Source organism: Nibribacter koreensis (genome assembly GCF_039541795.1).
Lineage (GTDB): Bacteria > Bacteroidota > Bacteroidia > Cytophagales > Hymenobacteraceae > Nibribacter > Nibribacter koreensis.
In genome coordinates, this window is record NZ_BAABGX010000002.1 from 1,153,358 (window position 1) to 1,178,352 (window position 24,995).

General features: G+C 50.2%; 25 protein-coding genes. 13 read left to right on the plus strand and 12 right to left on the minus strand.

What is annotated here, in order from left to right; all coding sequences use genetic code 11:
• Nucleotides 1-5: 5 nt before the first annotated feature.
• The gene (gene prmC / locus ABD880_RS12190; protein ID WP_345166434.1) at nucleotides 6-860 is read right to left on the minus strand and encodes a peptide chain release factor N(5)-glutamine methyltransferase; all 855 of its coding nucleotides are present in this window, start codon (nucleotides 858-860) and stop codon (nucleotides 6-8) included.
• Nucleotides 861-925: 65 nt separating this feature from the next.
• Here prmC and ribD point away from each other — a divergent pair, with 65 nt between their 5' ends.
• Together ribD and ABD880_RS12200 are read left to right on the plus strand one after the other, a co-directional pair.
• Nucleotides 926-1,963, plus strand: a complete 1,038-nt coding sequence (ribD, locus tag ABD880_RS12195; protein ID WP_345166436.1) for a bifunctional diaminohydroxyphosphoribosylaminopyrimidine deaminase/5-amino-6-(5-phosphoribosylamino)uracil reductase RibD — start codon at nucleotides 926-928, stop codon at nucleotides 1,961-1,963.
• Nucleotides 1,964-2,171: 208 nt separating this feature from the next.
• Nucleotides 2,172-2,654, plus strand: a complete 483-nt coding sequence (locus ABD880_RS12200) for a GAF domain-containing protein (RefSeq protein WP_345166438.1) — start codon at nucleotides 2,172-2,174, stop codon at nucleotides 2,652-2,654.
• 188 nt (nucleotides 2,655-2,842) lie between these two features.
• Here the strand turns inward: ABD880_RS12200 and ABD880_RS12205 are convergent, their stop codons facing one another.
• The 4 genes from ABD880_RS12205 to ABD880_RS12220 all read right to left on the minus strand — a co-directional run bounded on the left by ABD880_RS12205 (nucleotide 2,843) and on the right by ABD880_RS12220 (nucleotide 6,845).
• Nucleotides 2,843-3,508: a phosphatidylserine decarboxylase family protein gene (locus ABD880_RS12205; RefSeq protein ID WP_345166440.1), complete on the minus strand. Its 666-nt coding sequence runs from the start codon at nucleotides 3,506-3,508 to the stop codon at nucleotides 2,843-2,845.
• 112 nt (nucleotides 3,509-3,620) lie between these two features.
• Complete coding sequence (locus ABD880_RS12210; protein ID WP_345166443.1) at nucleotides 3,621-4,895, minus strand: Glu/Leu/Phe/Val family dehydrogenase; 1,275 nt, start codon at nucleotides 4,893-4,895, stop codon at nucleotides 3,621-3,623.
• Nucleotides 4,896-4,995: 100 nt separating this feature from the next.
• On the minus strand, nucleotides 4,996-5,829 hold the full coding sequence (locus ABD880_RS12215; protein ID WP_345166446.1) for a phosphatidate cytidylyltransferase: 834 nt from the start codon (nucleotides 5,827-5,829) through the stop codon (nucleotides 4,996-4,998).
• 71 nt (nucleotides 5,830-5,900) lie between these two features.
• Entirely contained in the window at nucleotides 5,901-6,845 is a 945-nt protein-coding gene (locus ABD880_RS12220) for a CPBP family glutamic-type intramembrane protease (protein ID WP_345166449.1), read from the minus strand.
• Between the two features lie 56 nt (nucleotides 6,846-6,901).
• Here ABD880_RS12220 and dusB point away from each other — a divergent pair, with 56 nt between their 5' ends.
• Both dusB and ABD880_RS12230 read left to right on the plus strand, forming a co-directional pair.
• Nucleotides 6,902-7,906 carry a tRNA dihydrouridine synthase DusB gene (gene dusB / locus ABD880_RS12225; protein WP_345166450.1) on the plus strand — a complete coding sequence of 335 codons (1,005 nt, stop codon included), beginning with the start codon at nucleotides 6,902-6,904 and terminating at the stop codon, nucleotides 7,904-7,906.
• Between the two features lie 907 nt (nucleotides 7,907-8,813).
• The gene (locus ABD880_RS12230; protein WP_345166453.1) at nucleotides 8,814-9,713 is read left to right on the plus strand and encodes a DMT family transporter; all 900 of its coding nucleotides are present in this window, start codon (nucleotides 8,814-8,816) and stop codon (nucleotides 9,711-9,713) included.
• Between the two features lie 3 nt (nucleotides 9,714-9,716).
• Here the strand turns inward: ABD880_RS12230 and ABD880_RS12235 are convergent, their stop codons facing one another.
• A complete protein-coding gene (locus ABD880_RS12235; protein WP_345166456.1) occupies nucleotides 9,717-10,157 on the minus strand; it encodes a hypothetical protein in 441 nt (146 codons plus the stop codon).
• A 94-nt stretch (nucleotides 10,158-10,251) separates the two neighbouring features.
• Entirely contained in the window at nucleotides 10,252-11,988 is a 1,737-nt protein-coding gene (locus ABD880_RS12240; protein WP_345166458.1) for an amino acid permease, read from the minus strand.
• A 154-nt stretch (nucleotides 11,989-12,142) separates the two neighbouring features.
• On the opposite strand from ABD880_RS12240, the gene ABD880_RS12245 reads away from it, so the two are divergent.
• Entirely contained in the window at nucleotides 12,143-12,706 is a 564-nt protein-coding gene (locus ABD880_RS12245; protein WP_345166461.1) for a carboxypeptidase-like regulatory domain-containing protein, read from the plus strand.
• 59 nt (nucleotides 12,707-12,765) lie between these two features.
• Complete coding sequence (locus ABD880_RS12250) at nucleotides 12,766-13,509, plus strand: carboxypeptidase-like regulatory domain-containing protein (RefSeq protein ID WP_345166463.1); 744 nt, start codon at nucleotides 12,766-12,768, stop codon at nucleotides 13,507-13,509.
• 42 nt (nucleotides 13,510-13,551) lie between these two features.
• Here the strand turns inward: ABD880_RS12250 and ABD880_RS12255 are convergent, their stop codons facing one another.
• Nucleotides 13,552-14,739, minus strand: coding sequence for a sensor histidine kinase (locus ABD880_RS12255; RefSeq protein ID WP_345166465.1), 1,188 nt, complete (start codon nucleotides 14,737-14,739; stop codon nucleotides 13,552-13,554).
• Between the two features lie 204 nt (nucleotides 14,740-14,943).
• Here ABD880_RS12255 and hemA point away from each other — a divergent pair, with 204 nt between their 5' ends.
• Entirely contained in the window at nucleotides 14,944-16,218 is a 1,275-nt protein-coding gene (hemA, locus tag ABD880_RS12260; protein ID WP_345166467.1) for a glutamyl-tRNA reductase, read from the plus strand.
• 79 nt (nucleotides 16,219-16,297) lie between these two features.
• A complete protein-coding gene (locus tag ABD880_RS12265) occupies nucleotides 16,298-17,257 on the plus strand; it encodes a phosphodiester glycosidase family protein (RefSeq protein ID WP_345166469.1) in 960 nt (319 codons plus the stop codon).
• 84 nt (nucleotides 17,258-17,341) lie between these two features.
• Here ABD880_RS12265 and ABD880_RS12270 read toward each other — a convergent pair whose 3' ends face one another.
• Nucleotides 17,342-17,650, minus strand: coding sequence for an ArsR/SmtB family transcription factor (locus ABD880_RS12270; RefSeq protein WP_048921996.1), 309 nt, complete (start codon nucleotides 17,648-17,650; stop codon nucleotides 17,342-17,344).
• Nucleotides 17,651-17,756: 106 nt separating this feature from the next.
• On the opposite strand from ABD880_RS12270, the gene ABD880_RS12275 reads away from it, so the two are divergent.
• Both ABD880_RS12275 and ABD880_RS12280 read left to right on the plus strand, forming a co-directional pair.
• Entirely contained in the window at nucleotides 17,757-18,830 is a 1,074-nt protein-coding gene (locus tag ABD880_RS12275) for an anhydro-N-acetylmuramic acid kinase (RefSeq protein WP_345166479.1), read from the plus strand.
• A gap of 152 nt (nucleotides 18,831-18,982) precedes the next feature.
• Nucleotides 18,983-20,209, plus strand: coding sequence for a Glu/Leu/Phe/Val dehydrogenase dimerization domain-containing protein (locus ABD880_RS12280; RefSeq protein WP_066507816.1), 1,227 nt, complete (start codon nucleotides 18,983-18,985; stop codon nucleotides 20,207-20,209).
• 506 nt (nucleotides 20,210-20,715) lie between these two features.
• Here ABD880_RS12280 and ABD880_RS12285 read toward each other — a convergent pair.
• On the minus strand, nucleotides 20,716-21,075 hold the full coding sequence (locus tag ABD880_RS12285) for a hypothetical protein (protein WP_345166482.1): 360 nt from the start codon (nucleotides 21,073-21,075) through the stop codon (nucleotides 20,716-20,718).
• 74 nt (nucleotides 21,076-21,149) lie between these two features.
• On the opposite strand from ABD880_RS12285, the gene ABD880_RS12290 reads away from it, so the two are divergent.
• Complete coding sequence (locus ABD880_RS12290) at nucleotides 21,150-22,265, plus strand: mechanosensitive ion channel family protein (protein ID WP_345166484.1); 1,116 nt, start codon at nucleotides 21,150-21,152, stop codon at nucleotides 22,263-22,265.
• A gap of 21 nt (nucleotides 22,266-22,286) precedes the next feature.
• Nucleotides 22,287-22,667, plus strand: a complete 381-nt coding sequence (locus ABD880_RS12295) for a hypothetical protein (RefSeq protein ID WP_345166485.1) — start codon at nucleotides 22,287-22,289, stop codon at nucleotides 22,665-22,667.
• 106 nt (nucleotides 22,668-22,773) lie between these two features.
• Here the strand turns inward: ABD880_RS12295 and ABD880_RS12300 are convergent, their stop codons facing one another.
• A complete protein-coding gene (locus tag ABD880_RS12300; RefSeq protein WP_345166487.1) occupies nucleotides 22,774-23,601 on the minus strand; it encodes a tellurite resistance TerB family protein in 828 nt (275 codons plus the stop codon).
• 187 nt (nucleotides 23,602-23,788) lie between these two features.
• Between ABD880_RS12300 and ABD880_RS12305 the strand changes: the two genes are divergently transcribed.
• Nucleotides 23,789-24,772: a helix-turn-helix transcriptional regulator gene (locus tag ABD880_RS12305; RefSeq protein ID WP_345166490.1), complete on the plus strand. Its 984-nt coding sequence runs from the start codon at nucleotides 23,789-23,791 to the stop codon at nucleotides 24,770-24,772.
• On the opposite strand, the gene ABD880_RS12310 is transcribed toward ABD880_RS12305, so the two are convergent.
• A complete protein-coding gene (locus tag ABD880_RS12310) occupies nucleotides 24,769-24,990 on the minus strand; it encodes a hypothetical protein (RefSeq protein ID WP_345166492.1) in 222 nt (73 codons plus the stop codon). The two genes, ABD880_RS12305 and ABD880_RS12310, sit on opposite strands and share 4 nt — an antisense overlap.
• Nucleotides 24,991-24,995: the final 5 nt, after the last annotated feature.

Here is a 24,995-nt window from a genome sequence, read left to right on the forward strand (position 1 = left end):
GTTGGCTAAACGTGAAAAGCAGCCACGAATCTATCTTTTCCACGTAAATCTTTTCTGACTTCTATTTTTTGGTAGCCCTGCTCCTGCAACATGGCCGCAGTCTCTTGAGCATAGCGCTCATTGATTTCAAAGTACAACTTGCCTTGGGGTTTTAACAACCCCTTAGCCACTTGGGCAATGCGCCGATAGAACAGCAAAGGGTCATGGTTGGGCACAAACAAGGCCAAGTGCGGCTCAAAAGCCAGTACATTCTCCCGCATCAGCTCTTTTTCCTCTTCCAGCACATAGGGCGGATTACTGATCACGGCATCTAAAGAGTGAGGCTCCAGCGCTGGGATCTCCTGCAGGATATCCTGGTGCAGCCATTGCACACTAGAACCTAATTGTTGACCATTCAGTTGGGCTATGGCTAGGGCGTCAGGAGAAACATCCAGTCCCCAAACCTGGGCGGTGGGCAACTCTAAGGACAAGGTGATAGGAATACAGCCACTGCCGGTGCCAATGTCCAGCAACTTCATACCTGGGGTATGCTTGTGTGCCTGAATGACCATCTGCACCAGTTCCTCGGTTTCTGGCCTTGGGATGAGAACTGCCGGGGACACCTGGAACTCGCGGCCGTAAAAGGAAGCCTCGCCTAATACATACTGCACCGGCTCCTGCTGGAGCAACCTTGGCAGAATCTTCTCTACTTGTTCTTGCAAAGGGACTGGCGCTTCAGAAAAACGCTGCTGGAGTAGCTCAAACCGAGAACATTTTAGCTCATGCTGCAACACCCACTCAGCAATGGTTCTGGCTTCATTGGTGTCATGAGCTGTTTCCAGTTGGGCGGTGAGCTGTTGAAGAAGTTCCTGAATAGTCATGCCTTTGTCGGTTTTGGGCAATTTCTGAAAAAACACCCGATATTCGGCACATCAATGATAGGCTTATGAAAACGGAAGACGAGAAATTCATGCAACGCGCGCTGGACCTAGCGCTTTTAGGCGAAGGCTATGCCAGACCCAACCCCCTGGTGGGCTGCGTGATTGTCCATGAAGGCAACATCATAGGCGAAGGCTGGCACCAGCAATACGGCGGTCCGCATGCCGAGGTCAACGCCATTAACAGCGTGCAGGACAAGCGCCTGTTACCCCAGTGCCGCGTGTATGTCACCTTGGAGCCTTGCTCGCATTTCGGCAAAACGCCGCCTTGCGCAGACCTGCTCATCAGTCATAACGTGAAGGACGTGGTCATCTGCAATACAGACCCCAACCCCTTGGTGGCCGGCCGGGGCATCCAGAAACTGAAAGACGCCGGATGTACTGTGCAGACGGGAATCCTGGCATACAAAGGATTGGATCTGAACAAGCGCTTCTTCACGTTCCAGATCCAGAAGCGACCATATCTGGTGTTAAAATGGGCTGAGTCTGCCGATGGTTTTATTGCCCTGCCAAATCATCAAGCCTGTCAAATCTCGGGACCGCTACCACAAAAGCTAGTGCATAAATGGCGCACCCAAGAGCAGGCCATTCTGGTAGGTACACGCACCGCCCTGCATGACAATCCCAAACTCAATGTGCGCCACTGGGCGGGGCCTTCACCACTCAGGATTACCATTGACAAGCACCTGCAACTCCCTGGCACGCATCATCTATTAGACAACTCCCATCCTACCTGGATCTATACTTTTGCCCAGAAGCCAAGTCAGTCGCAGACACACTTCGTGACGCTTTCCCGAGAACTAGATGTGCTAGACCAAATGATGCAGGACTTGCACCAGCGACAGGTACAGTCTGTACTAGTAGAAGGCGGAACCGCTTTATTAGAGTCATTCATTCACAAAGGCCTATGGGACGAGATCAGGGTCTTCAAGTCTTCTACTTACTTGAATGATGGAATTGCGGGCCCGCAGCATCCTAACCTCGATCCCACCTATAGGGAAAGAATTGGCGAGGATGAACTGTCCATTTACCGAAACCAACTCTAAGCGATTAAAACATCAGTAAAGTAAACAGTATCGTTTTTAGCCCGTTTCTTGGGAAATAGGCCAAAAACGGCAAGTTTACCTCTCGTTACTTATCTACAGTTGTAGCAGGAAACTTCAGAGGCTACCTTTGCATTAAATTTTTGGCTGATGGCTTTTCAGTTTTGGCATATAGCACATCAGCACATTCAACCATTAGCACAATATTCAAATGGCAGAAAACCTGTTAATAGATGCAAGCCTCAGCAAAGAGGAGAAATACAAAGCGTTGCTTCCGCAGATAGAAGCGCTGGTAGGCCCAGAGACCGATTTGATTGCCAACTTGGCCAACACCATGGCGGCCTTGCGGCAGGGATTCGGGTTTTTCTGGGTGGGCGCGTACCTGGTAAAGGACGGCGAACTGGTTTTGGGACCTTTTCAAGGACCGGTGGCCTGCACGCGTATTCCGTTTCATAAGGGTGTGTGCGGCGCTTGCTATACCCGCCAGGAGACCATTTTGGTGCCAGACGTAGAAGCCTTCCCCGGACACATTGCCTGCAGCTCAGATTCTAAATCTGAGATTGTGGTACCGGTCATCAAAAACGGCGAAGTGAAAATGGTGCTTGACGTGGACAGCGACCGCCTCAATGACTTTGACGAGGTAGACCAGAAGTACCTGGAGCAACTGATGAAGCTAGCCGAGAACTGGTTCTAAGCTAGTATCAGGTAGTGGGCATCAAGTAGCAAGACTTCCGTTTTTGGCCTGTTTTCTAGAAAACAGGCCAAAAACGACTTAACTAACCAATATCAGAAACTCCCTTAAAATCAGAAGCGGCTCCTTACATGTAAGGAGCCGCTTCTGATTTATATATACCTCTTAATATCTTGTTACCTGATACCAGCTTAAACCGTGGTTTTCAATTGAGCTATCACGGTCTGGCCGCCTTTGGTCTTTTGGCCTAGCTGTACTTTTACTTCGGTGTCTAGGGGAACAAAGATGTCTACGCGCGAGCCGAACTTGATGAAACCGAACTCTTCGCCTTGGTTTACTTCATCGCCTTCTTTTACATACCACACAATACGACGCGCCATGGCACCAGCAATTTGTCTAAACAACACTTCTGGACCGGCCAGAGATTCTACCACCGTAGTAGTGCGCTCATTCTTGGTACTGGATTTTGGGTGCCAAGCCACCAGGTAATTACCCGGGTGGTATTTAAAGTACTTTACCACGCCAGAAACCGGGTTACGGGTAATGTGCACGTTAATAGGCGACATAAAGATGGAGATCTGTTTGCGCATGCCCTGGAAGTACTCGGGCTCCTCTACGTCCTCAATCACTACTACTTTCCCGTCGGCGGGGGCTATCACCAAGTCCTCGTGCAACAGCAGGTTGCGGTACGGGCTCCGGAAGAACTGAAGAATGAGCAGGAATACTATCGCAGAGGCACCGGTGAAAATTCGGTTAACGAGTAGGTTGCTGTTAAAATAATAAAGTACCAGGTTAGCGATTAACAAGCCGAGCAAGGTAAAGAACAGAATCTTTCGTCCTTCTTTGTGAATTTTCATGTACTCCTTTTAGATAGTTACAGCAAAAATATAAAAAAACCGCCTCCTATCTACAAAGACGGGAAGCGGTTTCTTAAGTTTTATAAATTTTTGCCTCTACGGCGTCGGCATCCTAGAATCCGCCACGGAATTTATAGGTCTGCGCTACCTTGTCAATGGCCACGATGTAGGCCGCAATACGCATTGGCACGTTGTATTTCTGTGAGGCGTCATACACCTTATTAAAGGCTTCGGTCATGATGCGCTCAGAGCGCTCAGTCACCATCTCCAGGCTCCACTTGTAGCCCATGCGGTTCTGCACCCACTCAAAGTAAGAAACAGTCACCCCGCCAGAGTTGGCCAGGATGTCTGGCACTACCATGATGCCTTTCTCATTGATGATGCGGTCAGCGTTGGCAGACGTTGGGCCGTTGGCACCTTCTACAATCAGTCTGGCCTGGATCTTATCTGCGTTGTGCACGGTAATCACATCCTCCACAGCAGCGGGCACCAACAAGTCTACTTTAGAAGTCAACAAGTCATCATTGCTGATTTTCTCGGCACCCATGTAGCCTTCTAGTCTACCGTTGTGGGCGTTTTTATAAATGATAGCCTCGTCAATGTTGATGCCGTTCTCGTTCCAGTAGGCACCGCTTACGTCACTAACACCTAATATCTTAACACCGCGCTCTGCCAACAGCTTAGCCGCCCAAGAACCTACGTTCCCGAAGCCTTGCACCGCCGCCGTAGTTTGGTAAGGATCCATACCCAGACGATCCATGGCCGCCATGGCAGACACCATCACGCCCCGTCCGGTAGCCTCCACGCGGCCTAGTGAACCACCTAATACCAACGGCTTACCCGTCACTACAGAGTTCACGGTCATGCCCTTGGTCTTAGAATACTCATCCATCAACCAGGCCATTTCTCTTGGACCAGTACCCATGTCTGGCGCAGGAATATCCTGGTCAGGGCCAAAGGTATCAATCAAGGCAACGGTATAGGCACGGGTTAAGCGCTCCAACTCACCGGCAGACATAGTGCTAGGATCACAGATGATACCACCTTTGGCACCGCCGTAAGGAATATCCACCACGGCGCACTTCCAGGTCATCCAGGCGGCAAGGGCTTTCACCTCGTCTAGGAACACACCCATATCATAGCGGATACCGCCTTTTGACGGACCCAAGATGGTAGAGTGCACTACTCTAAAGCCTTCAAACACCCTGATGCTACCATCATCCATGGTCACAGGCAGGTTGACAATCACCTGACGGGCCGGCGATTTTAATACGTTATAGGTCTCATCGTCTAGTCCAAGTGCTTCAGCAGCAATGTTGAAGCGGGACATCATAGACTCAAATGGGCTCTCTTTGTCCTTTATCGGGGCAGGTTCTTTATAGGCCATATTATCAATTTTATAATTCTGGGTTCTATTAGGGTCACAAAATTAGAAGTTTTTTAACGCAAAGCCAGAAATCAATGCGCTATTCATGATTTGTTCTTGCTTAACGGACTAACTCCAAAAAGGCTACCAAAAAAGGCACTACTAAGATTAAACTGTCAAACCTGTCCAGGATGCCGCCGTGCCCAGGAATCAAGGTCCCTGAGTCTTTCACATCTAGGCTTCTTTTCAGCATGGACTCCACCAAATCACCCAGCACGCCAAACACAGACACCAACGCGCCCACGCCCAGCCACTGCACCAGGGTAAGGTCCTCAAAATAGATAGACAACACATAAGCGACTGTGAGCGCCAGGATGACGCCTCCCACCATGCCTTCCCAGGTCTTGCCCGGCGATATTCTAGGAAACAGCTTGTGCCTCCCAAACGACTTGCCCGCGATGTAGGCTCCCGTGTCTGAGGCCCAGATCAAGAACATAACGCCCAGAATGATCTGCCAGCTGTAGCGGTCTGGCAAGAAAGCCAGCACGTGCAGCATGCTAAACGGCGCGGCAATGTAGAGAACGCCTGTAAGCGTCAAGGCGATGTTGGTGAACGGCTGGGCTTTCTTGCGGTAGAGTTCGGCTACTAAGACCAAGAGCATGACCGGTGGCAGAAGAAACAGCCAGTCGCTGGTGATCTGGTCCTGCTTGATTAAAAAGCAGAGCACATACAGACCCACGCCCAAGAGCAAGCCCATGGCGCGGTTGGGTTGAAAACCTTTGGTGGTAAGCAGGCGGTAGAACTCCAGAAGCCCCAGCACGGTCAAGGCCAGAAACAGCAGGAAGAACGTCCACTCACTAAAGTAAATGCCTCCTACAAAAAGTGTGGCGCCCGCGGCTCCGGCCCAGATGCGCTGTTGCAGGTTGTTGAGAGGTTTCTTGGTTGGTATCTCCATAAAGGTAGGATAGGCGTTAAACGGCCTGCGCGATGGATGTTTCGTTTTGGGGCTGTTTTCTGGAAAAGAGGCTAAAAACGGTCTTCGTTTACTGCCGGATGCGTGACTTGGTTGTATCCCTTGTGCAAGACATATAAAACCAGTCCGCTTATCACCACAGAACCCAGTGACCAGTACCACGGCATGGCCTCTGTAGATTCTATCTTCACGTCAACCGCGCCCTGCTGGTGCAGATACAAAAAGAGCAAGGTAAAGCCGTTGTTCATAAAGTGGCCCAAAATAGGCACCCAGATATTCTTAGACCAATAATACAAATAGCCCAACACCATGCCTAGCGCCATGCGCGGGAACAGGCCGTAAAACTGAAAATGGATGGCCCCGAAGATGAACGACGCCAGCAAAATGCCCACATGCGGATTCTTGAACCACCTGATCAACTCCTGTTGCAACACGCCTCTAAAGAGCAACTCCTCACAAATGGCCGGCAGCACCGCAATAATCAACATCCCGAAGAGCAGTGACCCAATCGTATCAAACTTGGTTAGGTATTCTGTCAAGACTTTCAGCTGCTCTTCCTTGGCTTTCATGCCCGCTTCCATTTCGCGCAGAAACGAAGGCAACTGGAGATTCACGTTCCATTCAATGAGCCAGGAGTTGGCGGGCATAATCAAAATAATGAGCACGGCGCTAAGCAACAAAGCATTGAACGGCACCTGAGATTTAGGCGAAAGGTACTCGCCCACGTCTCCTTTGTTGAACTTGATGAAGGCCAGCGCACCCAGGGCAAACCCGCACAGCATGGTCACGCCTTGGTAGACCAACAGCGCCTGGCGCCCCTCGGGGTTATCTGTAGGGTTTTGCAGCAGTTGTTGCATCTCTACCATGCCATACCCAAAAAGGACTTTCACCAGCACCATGGACAGGAACATGCCCACAAAAAAGCCTGCAATGACAAAAGCCGTCAGCAATAGAATAGAGGTAAAAGGATGCTGACGGGTAGAGATGAAACCTTTCATATAGGCGGTGTGGTTTACTTGACGTAAATTTACGCGAAATTATTAAACTGTTCCACGTGGTAAAAATTGGCAAGATAGAGCTTCCGGACTTCCCGCTGTTGCTGGCCCCTATGGAGGATGTGAGTGATCCGCCGTTCAGGGCAGTGTGCAAGGCCAACGGCGCCGACCTCATGTACACCGAGTTCATCTCTTCTGAAGGACTCATCAGGGACGCCGCCAAAAGCCGTCAGAAGCTAGACATATTTGATTACGAGCAGCCCATCGGCATCCAGATTTTCGGGTCTGAGATTGAAGCCATGCGCGAGTCTGCCGCCATTTCTGCCGCCGTGGGGCCAGATTTGATTGACATCAACTACGGTTGCCCGGTCAAAAACGTGGCCTGTAAAGGCGCGGGCGCGGCGTTGTTGCGGGATATTCCTAAAATGGTGTCCATGACCTCGGCCATTGTGAAAGCCGTAGAACCGTTTGGCTTACCAGTGACCGTAAAAACGCGCTTGGGCTGGGACGATGCCACTAAAAACGTAGAAGAAGTGGCCGAGCGCTTGCAGGACATTGGCATTCAGGCCCTCACCGTGCATGGCCGCACCCGCGTGCAGATGTACAAAGGCGAGGCCGACTGGACCCTCATCCGGAAAATCAAGGAGAACCCACGCATTAAAATTCCCATCTTCGGGAACGGCGACATTGACACCCCGCAGAAGGCCGTGGAATACAAAGAGAAATATGGCGTAGACGGTGTCATGATTGGCCGCGCATCCATTGGCTACCCCTGGATTTTCAGGGAAATCAAGCACTTCCAGCAAACCGGCGAGCTACTGGCCCCACCCACCATCCAGGAGCGCATTGACATGTGCAAAATGCACTTTGACCGAAGCCTGGAATGGAAAGGCCTAAAACTAGGCATCTTTGAAATGCGCCGCCACTACGCCAACTACTTCAGAGGCCTGCCCAACGTGAGAAGCTACCGCATGCGCCTGGTGCAGACCGAGGACCCGGCAGAAATCTACGCCATCTTGGATGAAATCGCCAACACGCTGGAATACGCTGAGGTAGAGTCCTGAGTCGCGAGTTCTGAGTCTTGAGTCATTCATTGAATGAATCGGAAATGCCCCGAAGACAACTCTTCGGGGCATTTCCGATTTTAGCCTGTTTTCTGGAAAAGAGGCTAAAATCGGCATTATTTTACCCCCCCGCGCCAGCGCATGTAGGCATTGCAACCCCTCAAACCGCTGTCCGCCTGCCCTCGACCGAGGGCAAAGAGACTGGTCAATTTAAGTCTCTTTGCCTGAGGGAGAAAGTAGTGGCCGTTCAATTGGCAGTGGCGTAAGTTCACCATGAAACGAATCACGCCAGCCAGGTGCACCTCTCTGAGCCCCCGCCCTGTCTGAGCGGTCAGCGAGTTCGGGGGCTCTTGATTCTTTTGGTTACTTTTCTCATCAAGGAGAAAAGTGACAAGCCCGAGCGGGAAGTAAGTGAAGTAAAAAGTTGAGAAGATGGGAATGGGAGGTAGAGGCTGAAATGGAATTTACCAGCTAAAGTTGTCATCCCCCTACCCCCTTCAAAGGGGGACAGAGCGAATTGGATGGCAGTTTGAGTCGTTGGTGAGAACACCAACAACAGCGAGAGAATATAACCAACTGGTGTAAACACCCCCTCTTCAGAGCTACGCCCGCTACCTCAAACTCTCGTTTGGGCAATCCTTAAGGGGAGAATCTGCGTTTGGCAAAGGCTTGTCTAGTTGGCTCACAAGGTCCTTTCAGGATGACAAAAGAAAGGGAAGGAAAAAAGATAAGAGCAATAAAAAATTCTGAATCATAAACGTACGAAAAGCCCAAAACGACCTCGTAGTACGCGCAGTTCCTACGAGTGTCTACACCTCCAGCCGTTTTCCGCCCGTTTTCCAGAAACTAGCCCGAAAACGGAAAAGCTTCTCCTATCTTTGCGTCCTCATTCCCCAAACGCCTCATCGTGTCCACTCAAAATACCACCGCCCCTACTTCTACCCCGCTTCTTGCCTGGATCATCCTGTTTGGTCTGGCCTTGATTTGGGGCACGTCTTTTATTTTGATTAAAAAAGGGCTGGAGGTGTACAGTTCAGACGAGTTGGGCGCCATCAGAATCACCATCGCCACCATCGCGTTGTTGCCCTTCGCGGTGAGAGGGTTGAAAGCGCCTACGCGTCAGCAATGGAAGTTCTTATTGATTAGCGGTTTGATTGGCAATCTCATACCGGCGTTTTTGTTTGCGTACGCAGAGACGCAGTTGGCCAGCGGCTTGGCGGGGGTGTTGAATTCCTTGACGGCCTTGTTCACGCTCATTATTGGGGCAATTTTCTTTCAGCAGAAGATAACGGCCTTGCGCGTGACGGGCATTGTGATTGGGATTGTGGGCACCGCGGTGTTGATTTTTTCGGGCAGTTCAGAAGAGAATTCGTCTAACGGTTTCTATGGTCTGTATGTAGTGCTGGCCACCATCCTGTACGGCGGAAGCCTCAACATCATCAAGCACAAGTTGGTGGGTCTAAAAGCCATCACCATGGCTAGTCTGGCTTTGTTGACGGTGGGCCCGCTGGCGTTTGTCTACCTGTGCACGACAGATGCGTTCCATAAACTGAACACCGTGCCGCAGGCTTGGGAGGCGCTAGGGTACATTGCCATCTTGGCGGTCTTCAGCACGGCCATTGGCCTGGTACTCTACAACAAGCTCATTCACATGACCGGTACCTTGTTCGCCAGCACGTCTACGTATTTAATGCCGATTGTGGCCTTGATTTGGGGCGTGGCCGATGGCGAGAGCATTCACCTGATGCACTACGTGGGCATGACGGTGATTCTGGCCGGCGTGCTTTTGGTGAACCGCGCCAAGTAAGCCTTACTCCTCTTCTTTAACGGAGGTGATGGTCTTGTTCAATTGCAACCACTCCACCGCATCTAACTCAGACACGCAGGCATAGATTTTGACGTGCTGGCTGTAATTGAGCAGTTTCTCTAAACCCACGTTCTCCTTGATGTGGCTATAGTGCCTCGGCGACACCAAATACGCGAAGTACCCAATGCGTTGCAGGCGCTCATGCACACTGGGGTAGAACTCCTGCAGAATCCAGTTTTCATCCTCGGGCGTGGCTCCGCCTCTGCCGCGCAGGTCAAAGAGCCAGAGGTGCGCTCCTACTTCTTCGGCAAAATCAAGGGCCTGGGCATACCCCGTCCGCAACAGTTCTGAACCCACTTTATTGGACCAGCGCAGAAACAGAATGCCCATGTCCTTTCTATAGGTGAGTTGCAAATTACTTTCGGGGATGTCCTTTTCAATCACTGGATTAACGGGCTCAGGTGTACTCCTCTGCCTTGGATGTTCATATGACCCGAGACAGAGGATTCTTATTACTATAGAAACAGTTTTGTGTTTGTTAGGCTTTCACGGCCAGTTTGCTGTGTTTGTGGCTATACCCGAAGTAAATGGCCAAGCCAATCAACAACCAGATGGTGAACAGCAACCAGTTATTCACGCCCAGCTGGGTCATCAAGTACAGGTTAGTCAGCAAGCCCAGCACTGGCAACAGGGATAGTTGTTTAGTAAAGGACACCCACGTCAATAGCACACACGAGATCAAGAACACAAGCATAGGAATCTGGTGCTTGAACTCCTCATACCCGCCTTTCCAGGCTACGGCACTCCAGAATTCATTAATAGCCGTGCGGTTGTATAATAATACCATCACGCCAATAATGGCTAAAATCAACGGCACCAGAAAGCGACCGTTCAGGTAAGGTACTTTAAATCGGGCATCTGAGGTACCGCGCGGGTCAATAATCAAGATGCCACCGCACACTAGGGCAAACGCGAACAAGGTACCAATACTGGTTAGGTCAATTACCAGGTCCATGTTCAGCAACAAGGCCGGTACGCCCACAAAGAAACCAGTTACCAAGGTAGAGAAAGAAGGCGTCCTGAAACGCGGGTGCACCTTAGAGAACACCGGCGGCAACAGACCGTCACGTGACATGGCCATCCAGATACGCGGCTGTCCAATCTGGAACACCAACAGCACAGAAGCCATTGCAAAAATAGCACTGACCGCTACTACACCGGCCAACCAATCCACACCAACTTTTGTGAACACATAGGCCAAGGGGTCACCCACGGCTAGTTCTGTGTACGGCACCATACCGGTCAATACCAGCGTAATAATCACATATAAAACAGTACAGATGACCAAGGCATAGAGCATGGCTCTTGGCAAGTCACGCTGGGGGTTTTTACATTCCTCGGCGGTGGTAGAGATGGCGTCAAAGCCAATATAGGCGAAGAACACCGCAGACACGCCTTTCAAAACGCCGCCAATGCCGTTAGGCGCAAATGGGCTCCAGTTTTCTGGTTGCACATAGAAGATACCCACGGCAATTACCACAAACACCACTGACATCTTTAGGATAACCAGCAGGTTAGAAGCGTTCTTAGATTCCTTAATCCCAATGTACACCAACGCAGTAATCAAGGCATTGATCATGAACGCCGGCAAGTCAATCACAAGTTTACCCCCCATAAAATCAGGGGCGCTCATCCAGGTTCTGTAGGCTTCCTGGGTAGGCAAGTCTGCCGCCGTAATCGGTTGGCCCGAGGCCAGTAAGTCCTGCACCGCCTGGTAGCCTAAGTACGCGCTCTGGGTACCCATGGTGAGCCAAATAGGCAGGTCTAACCCAACCCCGCTCAGGAGGCCAGTAAAATAATCGCTCCAGGAGATGGCCACTACAATATTGCCCACCGTGTATTCCATGATGAGTGCCCAACCAATAATCCAAGCTGCCAGCTCGCCAAAAGACGTGTAGGCGTAGGTATAGGCAGAGCCGCTTACCGGAATGGTAGCCGCGAACTGCGCATAGCACAACGCGGAGAACGCACAGGCAATGGCCGTGAAGACAAACAACAGGGACACCGCCGGACCGCCTTCAAAGCTGGCATTCCCAATGGTACTGAAGATACCGGCTCCAATGATGGCGGCAATACCCAGAGAGGTTAAGTCACGTACGGTCAGGTTGCGCTCCAATCCTTCCTCTACGGTGCCCGGGTGGGCGGCCACATCGGCGGGAGGCGTGTGTAATAAGGCCGTCAAACTCTTGCGACGGAAAAGGCTCTTTAGACTCACTTTGTTTGTTTGGTGTAGAATTTCGAGGTGAAATTTAATGAAAATAATCAGAACTGTAGAAGCTTGCGTATATTTAGACATAGCTATATGTCTCATGCCTAGCCAACACCTCACCGTTTCCGTCCCCCAGCCCTGCCACGAGGCATGCAACGCCATGAACCCTCAAGGTTCTAGAAAGGGATTAATACCCGTGTCTATCAGCAAAAAGCGTTGGATTTGGCTAGCGGCGGCTCTAGGGCTATCTGCTTGGCTAAGCATACAAGGTGCAGAAGCAAAACCGATAGCATCAACGCAGCTTCAAAAGCCAGCTGCAATCTGTTCCCTAAGTGACAATCAGTCTCTTATCATTGTTAAAGTAGCTTCCTCAGACAGTATTAAAGTGCTGAAAGGAAAAGTACTTGATTCAGCATCCAAAGAACCGATGCCGGGTGTAACGGTCATGTGGAAAGGTACCTCTACTGGTGTACCAACCAATGCCAAAGGGCAGTTCACCATTGCTGTCACAGAAGGTCAGTTGGCAAGTCCGCAAACGTTGGTAGTATCGTTCATTGGCTACCTGAAACAAGAAATAGTCTTGCAAGACATTCACAAGCAACAGAACTTAGTAATTGGTTTATCTCCTGATTTAACTGCAAAAACAGAAATAGTAATTTCCATTCACTGCGCAGCTAAACCCGGATACATAAAGACAATCACACCCTCACAGAAAAAAGATTAGTTCGTCCGCTAATTCCGTTTTTCGCCTAATTTTCAGAAAACAGCCCAAAAACGACCTGTATGTTCAAAAGCCGCCTGACCGTCACAGTGCCTGAACCTTGCCACGAGGATTGGAGCGCTATGACGCGCCAAGAAAAAGGAAGGTTTTGCCACAGTTGCCAGAAGACGGTGGTGGACTTTACTTCCATGACAGATGCTGAGGTAGTGCGCTGGCTGAATAAGCAGAAAGGAAACACCTGCGGACGGTTCACAGAAAAGCAATTAGCCAGAGAACTTGTAGCAGGTACTTCTGGGCAAAGCTGGACATGGCGAGCACTGGCATTAGGACTTTCCGCGTGGTTGAGTACTAAGACAGCTGAAGCTCAAACTAAAAACATCACTCCTACTACTCACGAAAGTCTATTCACAACTATTGGGGTACAGCCTCAGGAAAAGAATACACTTCCAGCGCAAGACGGCACTATCACCATAAAAGGCCAGGTGTTAGATGGAGAAACCAAAGAGCCAATTGCAGGCACGACTATCCAATTAAAATACAGTCAAATCGCAGTTGCCTCAGATGCAGATGGCAAATTTTCACTTACAATTCCAAAGGATTATACAAGCGCTCAAAAAGTAATTTTATTCAATTTCATTGGATATGTACCACAGGAAAAGAAAATAGAAGATTTATCACAGCTAGAGAATCTAATTATTGTAATGGAATCAGATACACGAGTTCTAGGTGGTGCAGAAGTTATAGCTTGGCACAACTGGTACACACCACGAGGTCTCTATCAAAGAGTCCGCAATCTCTTCCACTAAAGCGTTTTCAGCCTCTTTTCACCAAAACAGGCCAAAAACGCCCTACCGGTTCAACACCACTCTAAACGTGGTGCCTTTGCCTACCTCAGAGGATTTCACAAAGAGCCTACCTTGGTGATAGTTCTCAATAATACGTCTGGCCAGCGCTAGGCCCAAGCCCCAACCGCGTTTCTTGGTCGTGAAGCCCGGCACGAAGACTTCTTCCTGCTTGGTCTTCGGGATGCCTTTGCCGGTATCCTGGATGTCTAGCGCGATGGCGTTTTTAGTGTTGCTTTTGGTAATGCGCAGGACAATACTTCCTTTCCCATCCATGGCATCCACGGCGTTCTTGCAGATGTTCTCAATCACCCACTCAAACAAGGGTATGTTGACTTTGGCGGTGGTTTCTTCTGGGAACTCAGTTTCTATAGTGATGGCCACCTTCTGGGACACGCGGTTGCGCAGGTAGCCAATGGCGTTCTCCACCACCTTTTTCAAAGGCTCGTCTTTTAAAATCGGCACAGACCCGATGTTGGAGAAGCGCTCGGTGATAATCTCCAGCCGTCGCACGTCTTTGCCCAGCTCCTCCACAATGGGCTCGTTGTCAAAGCGCGGGCTTCCTTTCATGTATTCATACCAAGCCATGAGCGAAGAAAGCGGTGTACCCAACTGGTGCGCCGTCTCTTTGGCCAAACCCACCCATACCCGGTTCTGCTCAGCCTTACGCGAGTAACTGAAAGCGTAATAGGCAATCAAAGAAAGACAGGCGATGACCGTCAACTGCACATATGGGTAGTAGCGCAACTGGGTGAGCAACTCAGAATCCTTGTAGAAAATATAGTTCTTGAACACGCCCGGCTCCTCCACCACAATGGGCTTGTGCTGAAGCTTCATCTTGGCAATTTCACGGCGCAGGAGGTTATTTTCGCGCTTTTTTGAAATCTTTTGGGGCAGGGTGAGGTTCTTATAGGCGATGGGTTCTTCGTTCTCATCTGTGAGAATCACGGGCACCGAGCGGTTGGCGTCAATGATTTCCTCCTGTATGAACACTAGGTTTCCGCTGTTAATATCAGCGTTGTTCATATAGCGCAACCCTTTGGCGTACAAGTCAATGAGCTGTTGTTCGCGCTCAGAGAGTTTGGCCACCAAAAGGTTGGTATAAATCACGGTAGACGCGCCAATGACCAGGGCAATGGTCATGATGAGGAGCTTAATCCGGGCTTTTTTAGAATAAATGGAGGTTGGAATCATGTACAAAGCAACGCTTCAGGAGATACGCCCGTCCTGTGAGAGGGTTATGCCCAGAGCAATTTAAGCATACTCTTAACGAAGATAGCAGAAGAAGCGTCTACCCGCGCTAATTTTGAATGACTATAAATAGATGAAATAATAAAAGAATATGGTTTCATCTTAACTATTGCGATTGTAATTTTGCGTGCTATTTTAAAGTGCCGTATGTTCCAAAACTTTAGAGCCGTCAGTCTTTCACATAAAAAAGCGCCTTTAGACATAAGGGAGCTTATCGCGTTGGATGAGGGGTCGTGCCGACAGTTCCTGCAAACGCTCAAAACATACATCCAAGCTACTGACATCCTTGTACTTTCCACGTGCAACCGCACGGAGGTTTACTATACCGCTGACTCTGACTACAGCCACGAGATTGTGAAGCTGTTGGGCATCAGCAAGGGAATCCAGAACATTTCACAGTACCTAGACTACTTCACCATTGTCAATGAGCACGCAGACGCCGTTCTGCATCTGTTCAACGTGGCCATGGGCCTAGAGGCACAAGTGGTAGGTGACATGCAAATCTCCAACCAGGTAAAGCAAGCCTACCAGTGGAGCGCAGACAATGAGGCCGCCGGCCCGTTCCTGCACCGCTTGTTGCACACCATCTTCTTTACCAACAAGCGCGTAGTGCAAGAGACCTCGTTCCGTGACGGAGCCGCCTCTACTTCTTACGCTGCCCTGGAACTGGTAGAAAGCCTGACCGCCGAGGTAGCCAACCCTAAAATCTTAGTGGTAGGCTTAGGTGAGATTGGCGCCGATGTGTGCCGTCACTTGAAAGACTCAGAGTTCCAGAACGTAAAAATCTCTAACCGCACCCAAGCCAAGGCCCAAATCTTAGCCGATGAGTGCGGTCTGGAAGTGGTTCCGTTTGAGAATCTGGTAGAAGCTATGAAAGAGGCCGATGTCATTATCTCCTCAGTGGCCCGCGATGAGCCGTTCTTTACCAAAGAAATGGTAAGCCGTCTGGAAGTCTTGACTTACAAGTTCTTTATTGACCTGAGCGTACCGCGCAGTGTAGAGCCAGAAGTAGAGAGCGTGCCGGGTGTGTTGCTGTACAACATTGACACCATCCAAAGCAAAGCTTCTGAGGCCCTGCAACGCCGTCTGGAGTCTGTACCGCACGTGAAACAGATTATCACCGAGTCTATCGCTTCTTTTGAGGACTGGAGCAAAGAGATGAACGTCTCCCCTACCATCCAGAAACTGAAGAACGCCCTGGAAACCATCCGTCAGGAAGAGATGGCCCGTTACATGAAGAAGGTTTCTGCTGAGGAAGCCAAGCACATTGACGACATCACCAAGTCCATGATGCAAAAAATCATCAAGTTACCGGTGCTTCAACTAAAGGCCGCCTGCAAACGCGGTGAAGCCGAGACTCTGATTGATGTCTTAACTGACCTGTTTGATTTAGAAAAACAATCTGCAGAGGCCAATCACTAAGCCAACGCAAACCTTATTATAGAGCGGGACTTTCTTTACAGAGAGTCCCGCTTCCGTTTATATTGGTCTCATGAAAAAGATGCTCACTATTCTTTTCGCACTTCTAATCTCTATACCAAGTTGGGCACAGGTTACCTGGGCACCGTCAATAGAGCACCAACAAGGGTTGCCAGCCTCGGTCAAGGTATTTTCAACCACAGATTCATTAGACGGTAAGCCTTTCAAGGCCTACTATTTGCTAGCAGATTTAAAAGACCCGAAGCTGGAAATTGAAACCAGAGTAGGCAATGGCAAGCGCTATACACCCAAACAGTATTATGACCAGGAAGCCGGCCAGGTCCTAGCCGTGGTAAACACTACCTTCTTTTCCTTCGCAGACAACAGCAACTTGAATCTGGTTATCAATAACGGGAAAGTGCTGGCGGCGCAAGCGTCTGTCAAACGCAAAAACCCCAAGGGTAATGACACCCTCACCTACCACCCCACCACGGGTGCCATTGGCTTCTTTAAGAAAGGGAGAGCTGATGTGGCATGGGCCTATACCCTAGGTAAGAAAAAGAAACCCGTAGAACTGTCTGCACCTTACCCCACAAAAATAGGAGACCTGCCTGCTCCGGCACCTTCAAAACGCAATGTACCCGGCATGAGGCGCTGGAAGCCCCGCACAGCCGTGGCCGGAGGACCGGTTTTAGTACAGAATGGGCAGATGCACATAACGGCAGAAGAAGAAATGCGCGGCGGGGCCAGCTTTAGAGGGCTAAATCCGCGGACGGCCATGGGCTATACACCAAACAACCAATTGATTATTCTGGTGGTAGAAGGCCGCAACAAGGGCGTAGCCGAAGGCGCCACCCTGGACCAACTGGCCCAACTCATGATAGATTTGGGTAGTCAGGAAGCAGTGAACTTAGATGGCGGCGGCTCTAGTGCCCTCTTTATAAAAGGCAGGGACACCATAAAGCCATCAGACAAGGAAGGCCAGCGCCCTGTGCCAGCAGTGCTGGTACTCAAGTACAAAGAATCTGGCGGCAAAAAATAAAACCGTTTCTAGCCTACACCAACTGCAGACTGGAAACGGTTCCAGGGGGTACTTACTTGACAGATTACTTACGCCGGAGAAAGATTACAGGTCACCGCAACATTCCTCCAGGCAGTCAATCACATCAATCAGCTTAGGGATGGAAAGGGAATAATAGATTTTGGTGCCCACCTTAAAGGAAGAAAGAACTCCCTTGTCTTTCAAGGTAATCAAATGCTGTGAGGCAATGGCCTGAGGCAAATCCAAATAGTTATAGATTTCCGTCACGGTCATTTTGTCTTCCTTACCCAGAAGATCCACAATGGCCAACCTTTTAGGATGCGCCAACACCTTCAGCATGGACGCCGCCTTATCTATCTTCTTAGATTCAACTCTGGATAATAAACTTTTCATAAGGGACACACTTACCAGTACTACAATTAGCGCTACTACACGCCTTTAAACCCGCCAAATCCCCTCCAGTATTTGACGGTACCTGAACATTATGTTACTTTAACGCATGGCGACTTACCATGTTATAGGAATAATGTCAGGCACCTCCCTTGACGGAGTTGACTTAGCTTATTGCAGATTTACGTATAATGAAAAGAATTGGATATATAAAATCCTTAATACTGAAACACTTCCATATACAGATGTTTGGTTGAAGCGTCTTTCAACGCTCACAGAAGCCAGCGCCGCCGAGATAATTGCCACTGACAGGGCCTACGGACGCTATTTGGGCGAGTTGGTAAAAAACTTCGTGGAGGCCAATAAACTTTCGGTGGATTTTGTTTCTTCGCACGGCCATACCATTTTTCACCAGCCGCAATTGGACATTACGTTCCAAGTGGGGAGCGGCGCCTACCTGGCCGCCGCCGCCGGCCTGCCCGTGGTCTGCGACTTCAGGACCCTGGACATTGCCTTGGGTGGGCAAGGCGCTCCGCTGGTGCCCATCGGGGACAAACTCCTTTTCTCAGACTATGATTTCTGCCTGAATTTGGGTGGCATCTCCAACATCTCCCAGGAAGGGCTAGACCGCCGCGTGGCCTTTGACATCTCTTGCTGTAACATGCTCCTGAACCCCTTAGCCGAGGAATTAGGCTTTGCCTATGACCGCAATGGCGAGCTGGCCAGACAAGGACAATTCCAGCCAGACCTGTTTGAGAAGCTCAATGAAGCCTCCTATTTCTCGGCGGCCTATCCAAAATCCATCGGCAAAGAGTGGGCAGATGAGAACAGCCTCAAGGTCTTGAGTCATTCCAAAGCATCAACCCAAGACAAACTGAACACGGCCTGCCACCATATTGGCTACCAAGTGGCCCAATCTGTGAAACAGCACGCCTCCCAAGCCCATGGCAGATTGTTGTTGACCGGCGGCGGGGCCTTCAACGGCTTTCTGGTGGAGCAGATTCAACATTACTTAGGACCTGAATTTGAAGTGGTGGTGCCGGAACCAGAGCTGGTCAATTTCAAGGAAGCGCTCATTTTCGCATTCTTGGGCGTATTGCGCTGGCGGCAGGAAACCAACTGCCTGAAGAGCGTGACAGGTGCCAGCCAGGACAACTGCGGCGGCGCCATCTACTGGATGTAATTCGTTTTTGACCTTATTTCCAAAAAACAGGCTAAAAACGGCTAGGTCTTTCAAGGACAATAGAATTATTCTGGTTTTTATTTTTCTGCTAAGGAGGAACGCTCGTTAAATCCTACCTTTGCGCCATCATCAAAAACCAACACTTCATTTCTATGAAAGACTTACTGGCCAAATTTGAGACGAAACGTCCTGAGATTGTTTTTGAGTGGAAAGACGCTGAAACCGAGGCCGAAGGCTGGGTGGTCATCAACTCCCTGAGAGGCGGCGCGGCCGGTGGTGGAACCCGCATGCGCAAAGGCCTGGACAAGCGCGAAGTGGAGTCTCTGGCCAAAACCATGGAAGTGAAGTTCACCGTTTCGGGCCCGGCCATTGGCGGTGCCAAGTCGGGCATCAACTTTGACCCGGCAGACCCTAGAAAGAAAGGCGTATTGGAGCGCTGGTACAAAGCGGTGTTCCCTTTATTGAAGAACTACTACGGAACCGGCGGCGACCTCAACGTGGACGAAATCCATGAGGTAATCCCCATGACCGAGGAATACGGCCTGTGGCACCCGCAGGAAGGCATTGTGAACGGCCACTTCAAAGCCACCGAACCGCAGAAAATCAACAAACTGGGCCAACTGCGCCAGGGCGTGAGCAAGGTGATTGAGGACCCCAACTATTCTCCTTCCTTGAGCCGCAAATACAACATCGCAGACATGATTACGGGGTATGGCGTGGCCGAGGCCGTTCGTCATTACTACCAAATCTGGGGCGGTGAGCTGCAAGGCAAACGCGCCATCATCCAGGGCTGGGGCAACGTAGGCGCCGCCGCCGCCTATTATTTGGCGTCTGAAGGCGTGAAGATTGTGGGCATCATAGACCGCGCGGGTGGTTTGATTAACCCAGAAGGCTTCTCCTTTGACGAAATCAAAGACCTGTTCCTCAACCGCCGCGGCAACACGCTGTACGCAGAAAACCTTTTGTCTTTTGACGATACCAACGCCCGCATCTGGGATTTAGAGTCTGAGATTTTCATCCCGGCGGCCGCCTCCAGACTGGTGACCAAAGAGCAGGTGGAGCGCATGTTGCAGCACGGCCTAGAGGTGATTTCCAGCGGTGCCAACGTACCGTTCCAGGACCCTGAAATCTTCTTCGGGCCGACGGGTGAGTTTGCCGACCAGCACGTGTCTGTCATCCCCGACTTTATTGCCAACTGCGGCATGGCCCGCGTATTTGCCTACTTGATGGAGCAGGACGTGGAGATTACGGATGAAGCCATCTTCACCGACATCTCCCGCACCATTGGCCAGGCCCTAGAGAAAACCCACGCCCGCCACCCAGAGAAAACCGAGATAGCCAAAACCTCTTTCGAGATTGCCTTGAGCCAGTTGTTGTAAGTAAAACCCAACGAATCAACTACACTTATACTCCCCCTATTGTCATCCTGAAAGGATCTTGTCGGCAAGCTGTAGTAGCGAGTGCTAAGTGCAAAGAGCCTACTGTCGTTTTTGGCCTGTTTTCTGGGAAAGAGGCCAAAAACGGCAACTATCCTCTCGCAAGCTTATAGCTTGTGGGTAAACATGAGACAAGTTTAAAAACTTGCGGAAAGGAACTGGTTATAAAAGCAAGTTGAAAACTTGCCAGCATGGTTAGCTCCAAGCTACAAGCTTGAAGCAGGAAATAGGAAAGCGTTTAGTCATAGCCTATTTAGCTGGCCCACAAGATCCTTTCAGGATGACAATAGGAGAAACGGTTAGGGTGATAGGTTGAATAGCAGGGATAGAAAGAAGGAGATAAAGCGAGAATAGTAAACCAGAAAAGAAATAAAATAAAATCAACATAGAAAAGCCTCTGCTTCTCACAAGAAGCAGAGGCTTTTTTTACTATTGAGGACTCGGCAGAACTAAACCGACTTGAACCCCATGGTCAGCAACTTGGCTTCGTCTTCTTTCTTCACCTGCACCTTCAAGACTCTTCCACTGGCACAGGTACAGGCCATACACATGGCACCATCATTCACCTTGTTAAGGGAAATATCCAGGACGGTTATTCCCTGCTTCTGCAGATACTCTTTTATGTACTGCACCTTGTCTTGGTTGCTGTTGCCGTATCCCCAAGGATCGGCGCACTGGGTTTCTTGGTAAGACAGCCATTTGGTTTGGGCTTCTTCTGGCCACTCTAATTTGCCGTCAGGACCTTGGCAGGCTATGTTCAGAAACAGCCCGAAGCCAATCAAAAGGAGGGATAAAATTTTCCGTTTCATAGATTAATGTCCATTTTTACTTTATTGACCCCGCTAGCGACCCGTTGGTTGCAAGCGCCTTGAAATTTACATCCATGAAGGAACAACTTCAGAACATACTTGACCAAGTCTTTTTAGGGAACAGCGTGGAGCAGTATTTCCTGTTCATCGGGATTATGCTCTGCGGTTTCCTGTTCAAGGAAATCCTCTCTAAGTTACTCACTTCCATCCTGTTCAGGGTGATGGTCAAGCGCTTTTCTTCTGAGGTGACCAAAGAAGAGTTCAGACGCCTGCTGGTAGTACCGCTGGAAGTGCTGACGTTTCTGGTCTTCCTGTACATTGCCTTTGACCGCCTCAACTACCCGCCAGAACTAGGCTTGCCTGCCAAGGATGAACTGGGCCTCAAGCGTGTCTTGCAACGCATTTACAGCATCTTCCTGATCTTCTCGCTCACCTGGGTAGTCATGCGCCTGGTTGATTTTGCGGGCCTGATCTTCTCTAAGCGTGCTGCCAAGACCCAATCCAAACTGGATGACCAGCTAGTCCCGTTCTTCGTGGATTTCATTAAGGTGATTGTGGTCATCATTGGCTTTTTTGTAATGCTGGGCACAGTCTTCAAGGTGAACGTAGCGGGCTTGGTGGCTGGTCTGGGAGTGGGTGGTTTGGCCATTGCCTTCGCGGCCAAAGAAAGCCTGGAGAACCTGCTGGCCTCCTTCACCATCTTTTTGGACCACCCGTTTGTGGTAGGCGACCTGGTGCAGGTAGGTGAAGTGACGGGCACCATTGAGAAGATCGGGTTCAGGAGCACGCGCATACGCACCATGGAGAAAAGCTACGTGACCCTCCCCAACAAGCACATGATTGACAAGCCGCTGGACAACCTCACCCTTCGCACGTTCCGGCGGGTTAAGTTTGACATCACGCTCACCTACAGCACCACCTCCCAGCAGATTAAAAGCATTGTCCAGGACATCCAGTATTTCATAGACCACTACCCCCGCACCAACCAGGACGGACGCGTGCGTTTCATGAACCTGGGACCTCACTCCAAAGACGTGATGGTACTCTACTTCATTGACACCATTGACTGGGACGAGTACGTGAACATCAAAGAGGAAATCAACTACAAGATTGTAGAGATTGTAGAGCAACACGGCGCCCAATTTGCGTTCCCAACGCAGACGGTGTATATGAAGCAGGAAATAGAATAGAGATTTGGAGAAGGTCAGATAATGATGAAGAACAAAACTAAATCCGGAGCTTATGTTTTCTTGCTTTGGGGTTCTAGCATTGTATTCATTGCCCCTATAATATTTATTATTATAGGATTGCTAAATGAAGATTTTGATACTGGATTTGAAGTTATCCCTCTCTTTGTATTGTTTGGATTAGTGCTTTCCTTACCGGCTCTCTCCCTCAGTTTCATCATCTTTAAATTTTTATCTAAAAGAATTACGTCTGCTGTCCTACTCAAGTCATTAATAAACCTCTTCATCATAGTTTCTATTTTTATAACCTTCCAAATTATTGGCGGAACGATGGCTTTGATGCTTAGTTTGGTATACTCTGGCAGTGTGGTACTTGCAAGTCTTATTTACCCTCTAGGAGAATAAGCCCAAAGCAATTCCTTCTTGAAAGTTTGAAACAAAAATTCCCGTTTTCGGGCTGTTTTGATGGAAACAGCCCGAAAACGGGATTCAACATTTAGCTTACTAAGAATTACCAGCCGGTCCCGCCGCCTCTGCGGCCACCGCCCAGAATACCGCCTAGCAGGCCGCCTAATCCACCAGAACCCATGCCGCCGTAGCGGCTACGTCCAGCTAGACCGCCCAGGATAGAAGCCATTGAACCTAGACCTCCTGTACGACCGCCACCGTACATACCCCCTCTGCTCATCATGCCGCCGCCCAGCAGACCTCCTAAGAGTCCGCCTAGGCCACCGCCCATGCCACCCATCATACCGCCACCCATGCCCATGCTCCTACCGCCTTTTCGGCGCATCATGCCAGAGATGACCATAGGTGCCAAGATGCCCAGCATGCCCGTCACCATACCCGGAGAGATGCCAGACTTCTTGAACATGTCGCCAAAGCCGCTTTTGTTCAGGAAGGATTGCGAGGTTGGGTCTTCGCCCTGTTGCTGAGCCTGGTTGGCTTTGTCTACAAACTGGTCCAGGATACTGAACTGCTTCTGGTCAATGCCCAAGTACTGGCCAATTTCGCCAATGCGTTGCTGTTCCTCAGGTGAGTATTCGCCGTCAGACTTCGCGAAGCTGATGAGATCTGTCACAAAGGAGAAGCGCAGGTCGCTGGTCTTTAGCACGTCCAGGCACTTTTGCAGGCTTATCTGCGATGGATTCTTGGCAATAGACTCTACCTCCTGCTCCAGGCTGGCAGGCAGTTCGGCAGCCTCGCCTAGCAAGCGCAGGAACGTTAGCTCATCTTCAGTAACAGTTCCGTCTGCCGAGGCAATAGTAGCCAATGCGCCTAAATAGGCTCCTTTCTCTTGGTCTGAGTAGTTTTTAAGCAATGTGGTTTCTTCGGTCATAGTCGTTCAGTTTGCATTGGTATAGAGCATTATGAACGAAGCACTTAAAAACGAGTTGGCGTTTTTGGCCTCATTTCTGGAAAACAGCCCGAAAACGATAACGTTATAATAGTTGCTACTCCTCTGCTCTCCCGCCTACATGCTACTCTGATTTTTGGTAAGTTTAACCAGCCAACGCCTCTAGATTATGGACAATGAAGCCCTCAACCGTTTTGACCGCATCGTGGCCATGTTGCAGCATTTGCAGTCAGGCCGCACGGTCAAAGCCCAGGAACTGGCCGACCGCTTTCAGGTGAGCTTGCGCACTGTGTACCGCGACATCCGGTCCCTGGAAGCCTCGGGCGTGCCCGTCACCGGCGAGGCAGGCGTGGGTTACTCCTTGCTGGAAGGCTACCGACTACCACCCGTCATGTTCACGCATGAAGAAGCCGGCAGTTTTGTGGCCGCAGAGAAGCTAATGCAGAAGTTCAGCGACAAAGCATTAGGCGCGCATTTTGAGTCTGCCATGTACAAGGTGAAATCTGTGTTGCGGGGCAGTGCCAAAGACCGGGTGGCTACGCTTGAGGCCCAGATTTGGGTAGACGCTTCTACTCAGTTATTCAACCAGCACACGCCCCATGCCCTGGACGTGCTCCTGGACAGCATGGCCGAGAAAAAGCAGGTGGCTATGCAGTACCAGGCCTTCAGTTCTGAGGAACCTACTGAGCGCCTCATTGAGCCCGTGGGCCTGTTTCACGAGAATAACTTCTGGTACATCATGGGCTACTGCCACCTGCGCGCAGATTACCGCCAGTTCAGGACTGACCGCATGCTCCAGATAAAATTAACGGACCGCCCCTTCAGCAGAGAGCACGGTCCGTTATCTGATTATAGAAAGCCCAAAGTCCCTTCTGAGAAAATGAAAGTGGTCTTGCGGGTAGAGAAGCAGTTTGCCAAATACATCCAGACCAGCCGTACCTATTATGGCTTCACCTCTGAAAAACCAGACGGCGACTACGTGGTGATGACCTTCCTGACCGAGCCCCACTGCGAAGGCTTTGCCAGGTGGTTTCTCATGTTCGGGGACTGCGCCCAGATCCTGGAACCCGAGAGCCTGAAAGAACAAGTAAGCGACATCATTGCCAAGGTGCAGGCTTCTTTACAAGTCACACCTGAGCCCGTTATGGCTTAGTCCTCCAGTTCGGCGCATAGAAAACCCGCCTGTTGCAGCCTGTCAATAATAACCGAAGGCGTTACGGCCTGGGCTTCTACCCTAAGAATGTGGTCACAATCCTCCAGGTCAAAGTTCCAGCGTTCTGTGGGCCTGAGCAGTTGATTTAGCAGAGGCGCCACCTGCTTTACGCCCTGATGCGTACGCACTGAGGTCTTAAACACCAGCACTGTTCTCATAGCTG

Excerpts from the sequence above, each read along its gene's own strand:
- prmC (WP_345166434.1), bottom strand. The coding sequence starts at position 860 with ATGACTATTCAGGAACTTCTTCAACAGCTCACCGCCCAACTGGAAACA.
- ribD (WP_345166436.1), top strand. The coding sequence starts at position 926 with ATGAAAACGGAAGACGAGAAATTCATGCAACGCGCGCTGGACCTAGCG.
- ABD880_RS12200 (WP_345166438.1), top strand. The coding sequence starts at position 2,172 with ATGGCAGAAAACCTGTTAATAGATGCAAGCCTCAGCAAAGAGGAGAAA.
- ABD880_RS12205 (WP_345166440.1), bottom strand. The coding sequence starts at position 3,508 with ATGAAAATTCACAAAGAAGGACGAAAGATTCTGTTCTTTACCTTGCTC.
- ABD880_RS12210 (WP_345166443.1), bottom strand. The coding sequence starts at position 4,895 with ATGGCCTATAAAGAACCTGCCCCGATAAAGGACAAAGAGAGCCCATTT.
- ABD880_RS12215 (WP_345166446.1), bottom strand. The coding sequence starts at position 5,829 with ATGGAGATACCAACCAAGAAACCTCTCAACAACCTGCAACAGCGCATC.
- ABD880_RS12220 (WP_345166449.1), bottom strand. The coding sequence starts at position 6,845 with ATGAAAGGTTTCATCTCTACCCGTCAGCATCCTTTTACCTCTATTCTA.
- ABD880_RS12245 (WP_345166461.1), top strand. The coding sequence starts at position 12,143 with ATGAACCCTCAAGGTTCTAGAAAGGGATTAATACCCGTGTCTATCAGC.
- ABD880_RS12250 (WP_345166463.1), top strand. The coding sequence starts at position 12,766 with ATGTTCAAAAGCCGCCTGACCGTCACAGTGCCTGAACCTTGCCACGAG.
- ABD880_RS12255 (WP_345166465.1), bottom strand. The coding sequence starts at position 14,739 with ATGATTCCAACCTCCATTTATTCTAAAAAAGCCCGGATTAAGCTCCTC.
- hemA (WP_345166467.1), top strand. The coding sequence starts at position 14,944 with ATGTTCCAAAACTTTAGAGCCGTCAGTCTTTCACATAAAAAAGCGCCT.
- ABD880_RS12265 (WP_345166469.1), top strand. The coding sequence starts at position 16,298 with ATGCTCACTATTCTTTTCGCACTTCTAATCTCTATACCAAGTTGGGCA.
- ABD880_RS12270 (WP_048921996.1), bottom strand. The coding sequence starts at position 17,650 with ATGAAAAGTTTATTATCCAGAGTTGAATCTAAGAAGATAGATAAGGCG.
- ABD880_RS12275 (WP_345166479.1), top strand. The coding sequence starts at position 17,757 with ATGGCGACTTACCATGTTATAGGAATAATGTCAGGCACCTCCCTTGAC.
- ABD880_RS12280 (WP_066507816.1), top strand. The coding sequence starts at position 18,983 with ATGAAAGACTTACTGGCCAAATTTGAGACGAAACGTCCTGAGATTGTT.
- ABD880_RS12285 (WP_345166482.1), bottom strand. The coding sequence starts at position 21,075 with ATGAAACGGAAAATTTTATCCCTCCTTTTGATTGGCTTCGGGCTGTTT.
- ABD880_RS12290 (WP_345166484.1), top strand. The coding sequence starts at position 21,150 with ATGAAGGAACAACTTCAGAACATACTTGACCAAGTCTTTTTAGGGAAC.
- ABD880_RS12295 (WP_345166485.1), top strand. The coding sequence starts at position 22,287 with ATGATGAAGAACAAAACTAAATCCGGAGCTTATGTTTTCTTGCTTTGG.
- ABD880_RS12300 (WP_345166487.1), bottom strand. The coding sequence starts at position 23,601 with ATGACCGAAGAAACCACATTGCTTAAAAACTACTCAGACCAAGAGAAA.
- ABD880_RS12305 (WP_345166490.1), top strand. The coding sequence starts at position 23,789 with ATGGACAATGAAGCCCTCAACCGTTTTGACCGCATCGTGGCCATGTTG.
- ABD880_RS12310 (WP_345166492.1), bottom strand. The coding sequence starts at position 24,990 with ATGAGAACAGTGCTGGTGTTTAAGACCTCAGTGCGTACGCATCAGGGC.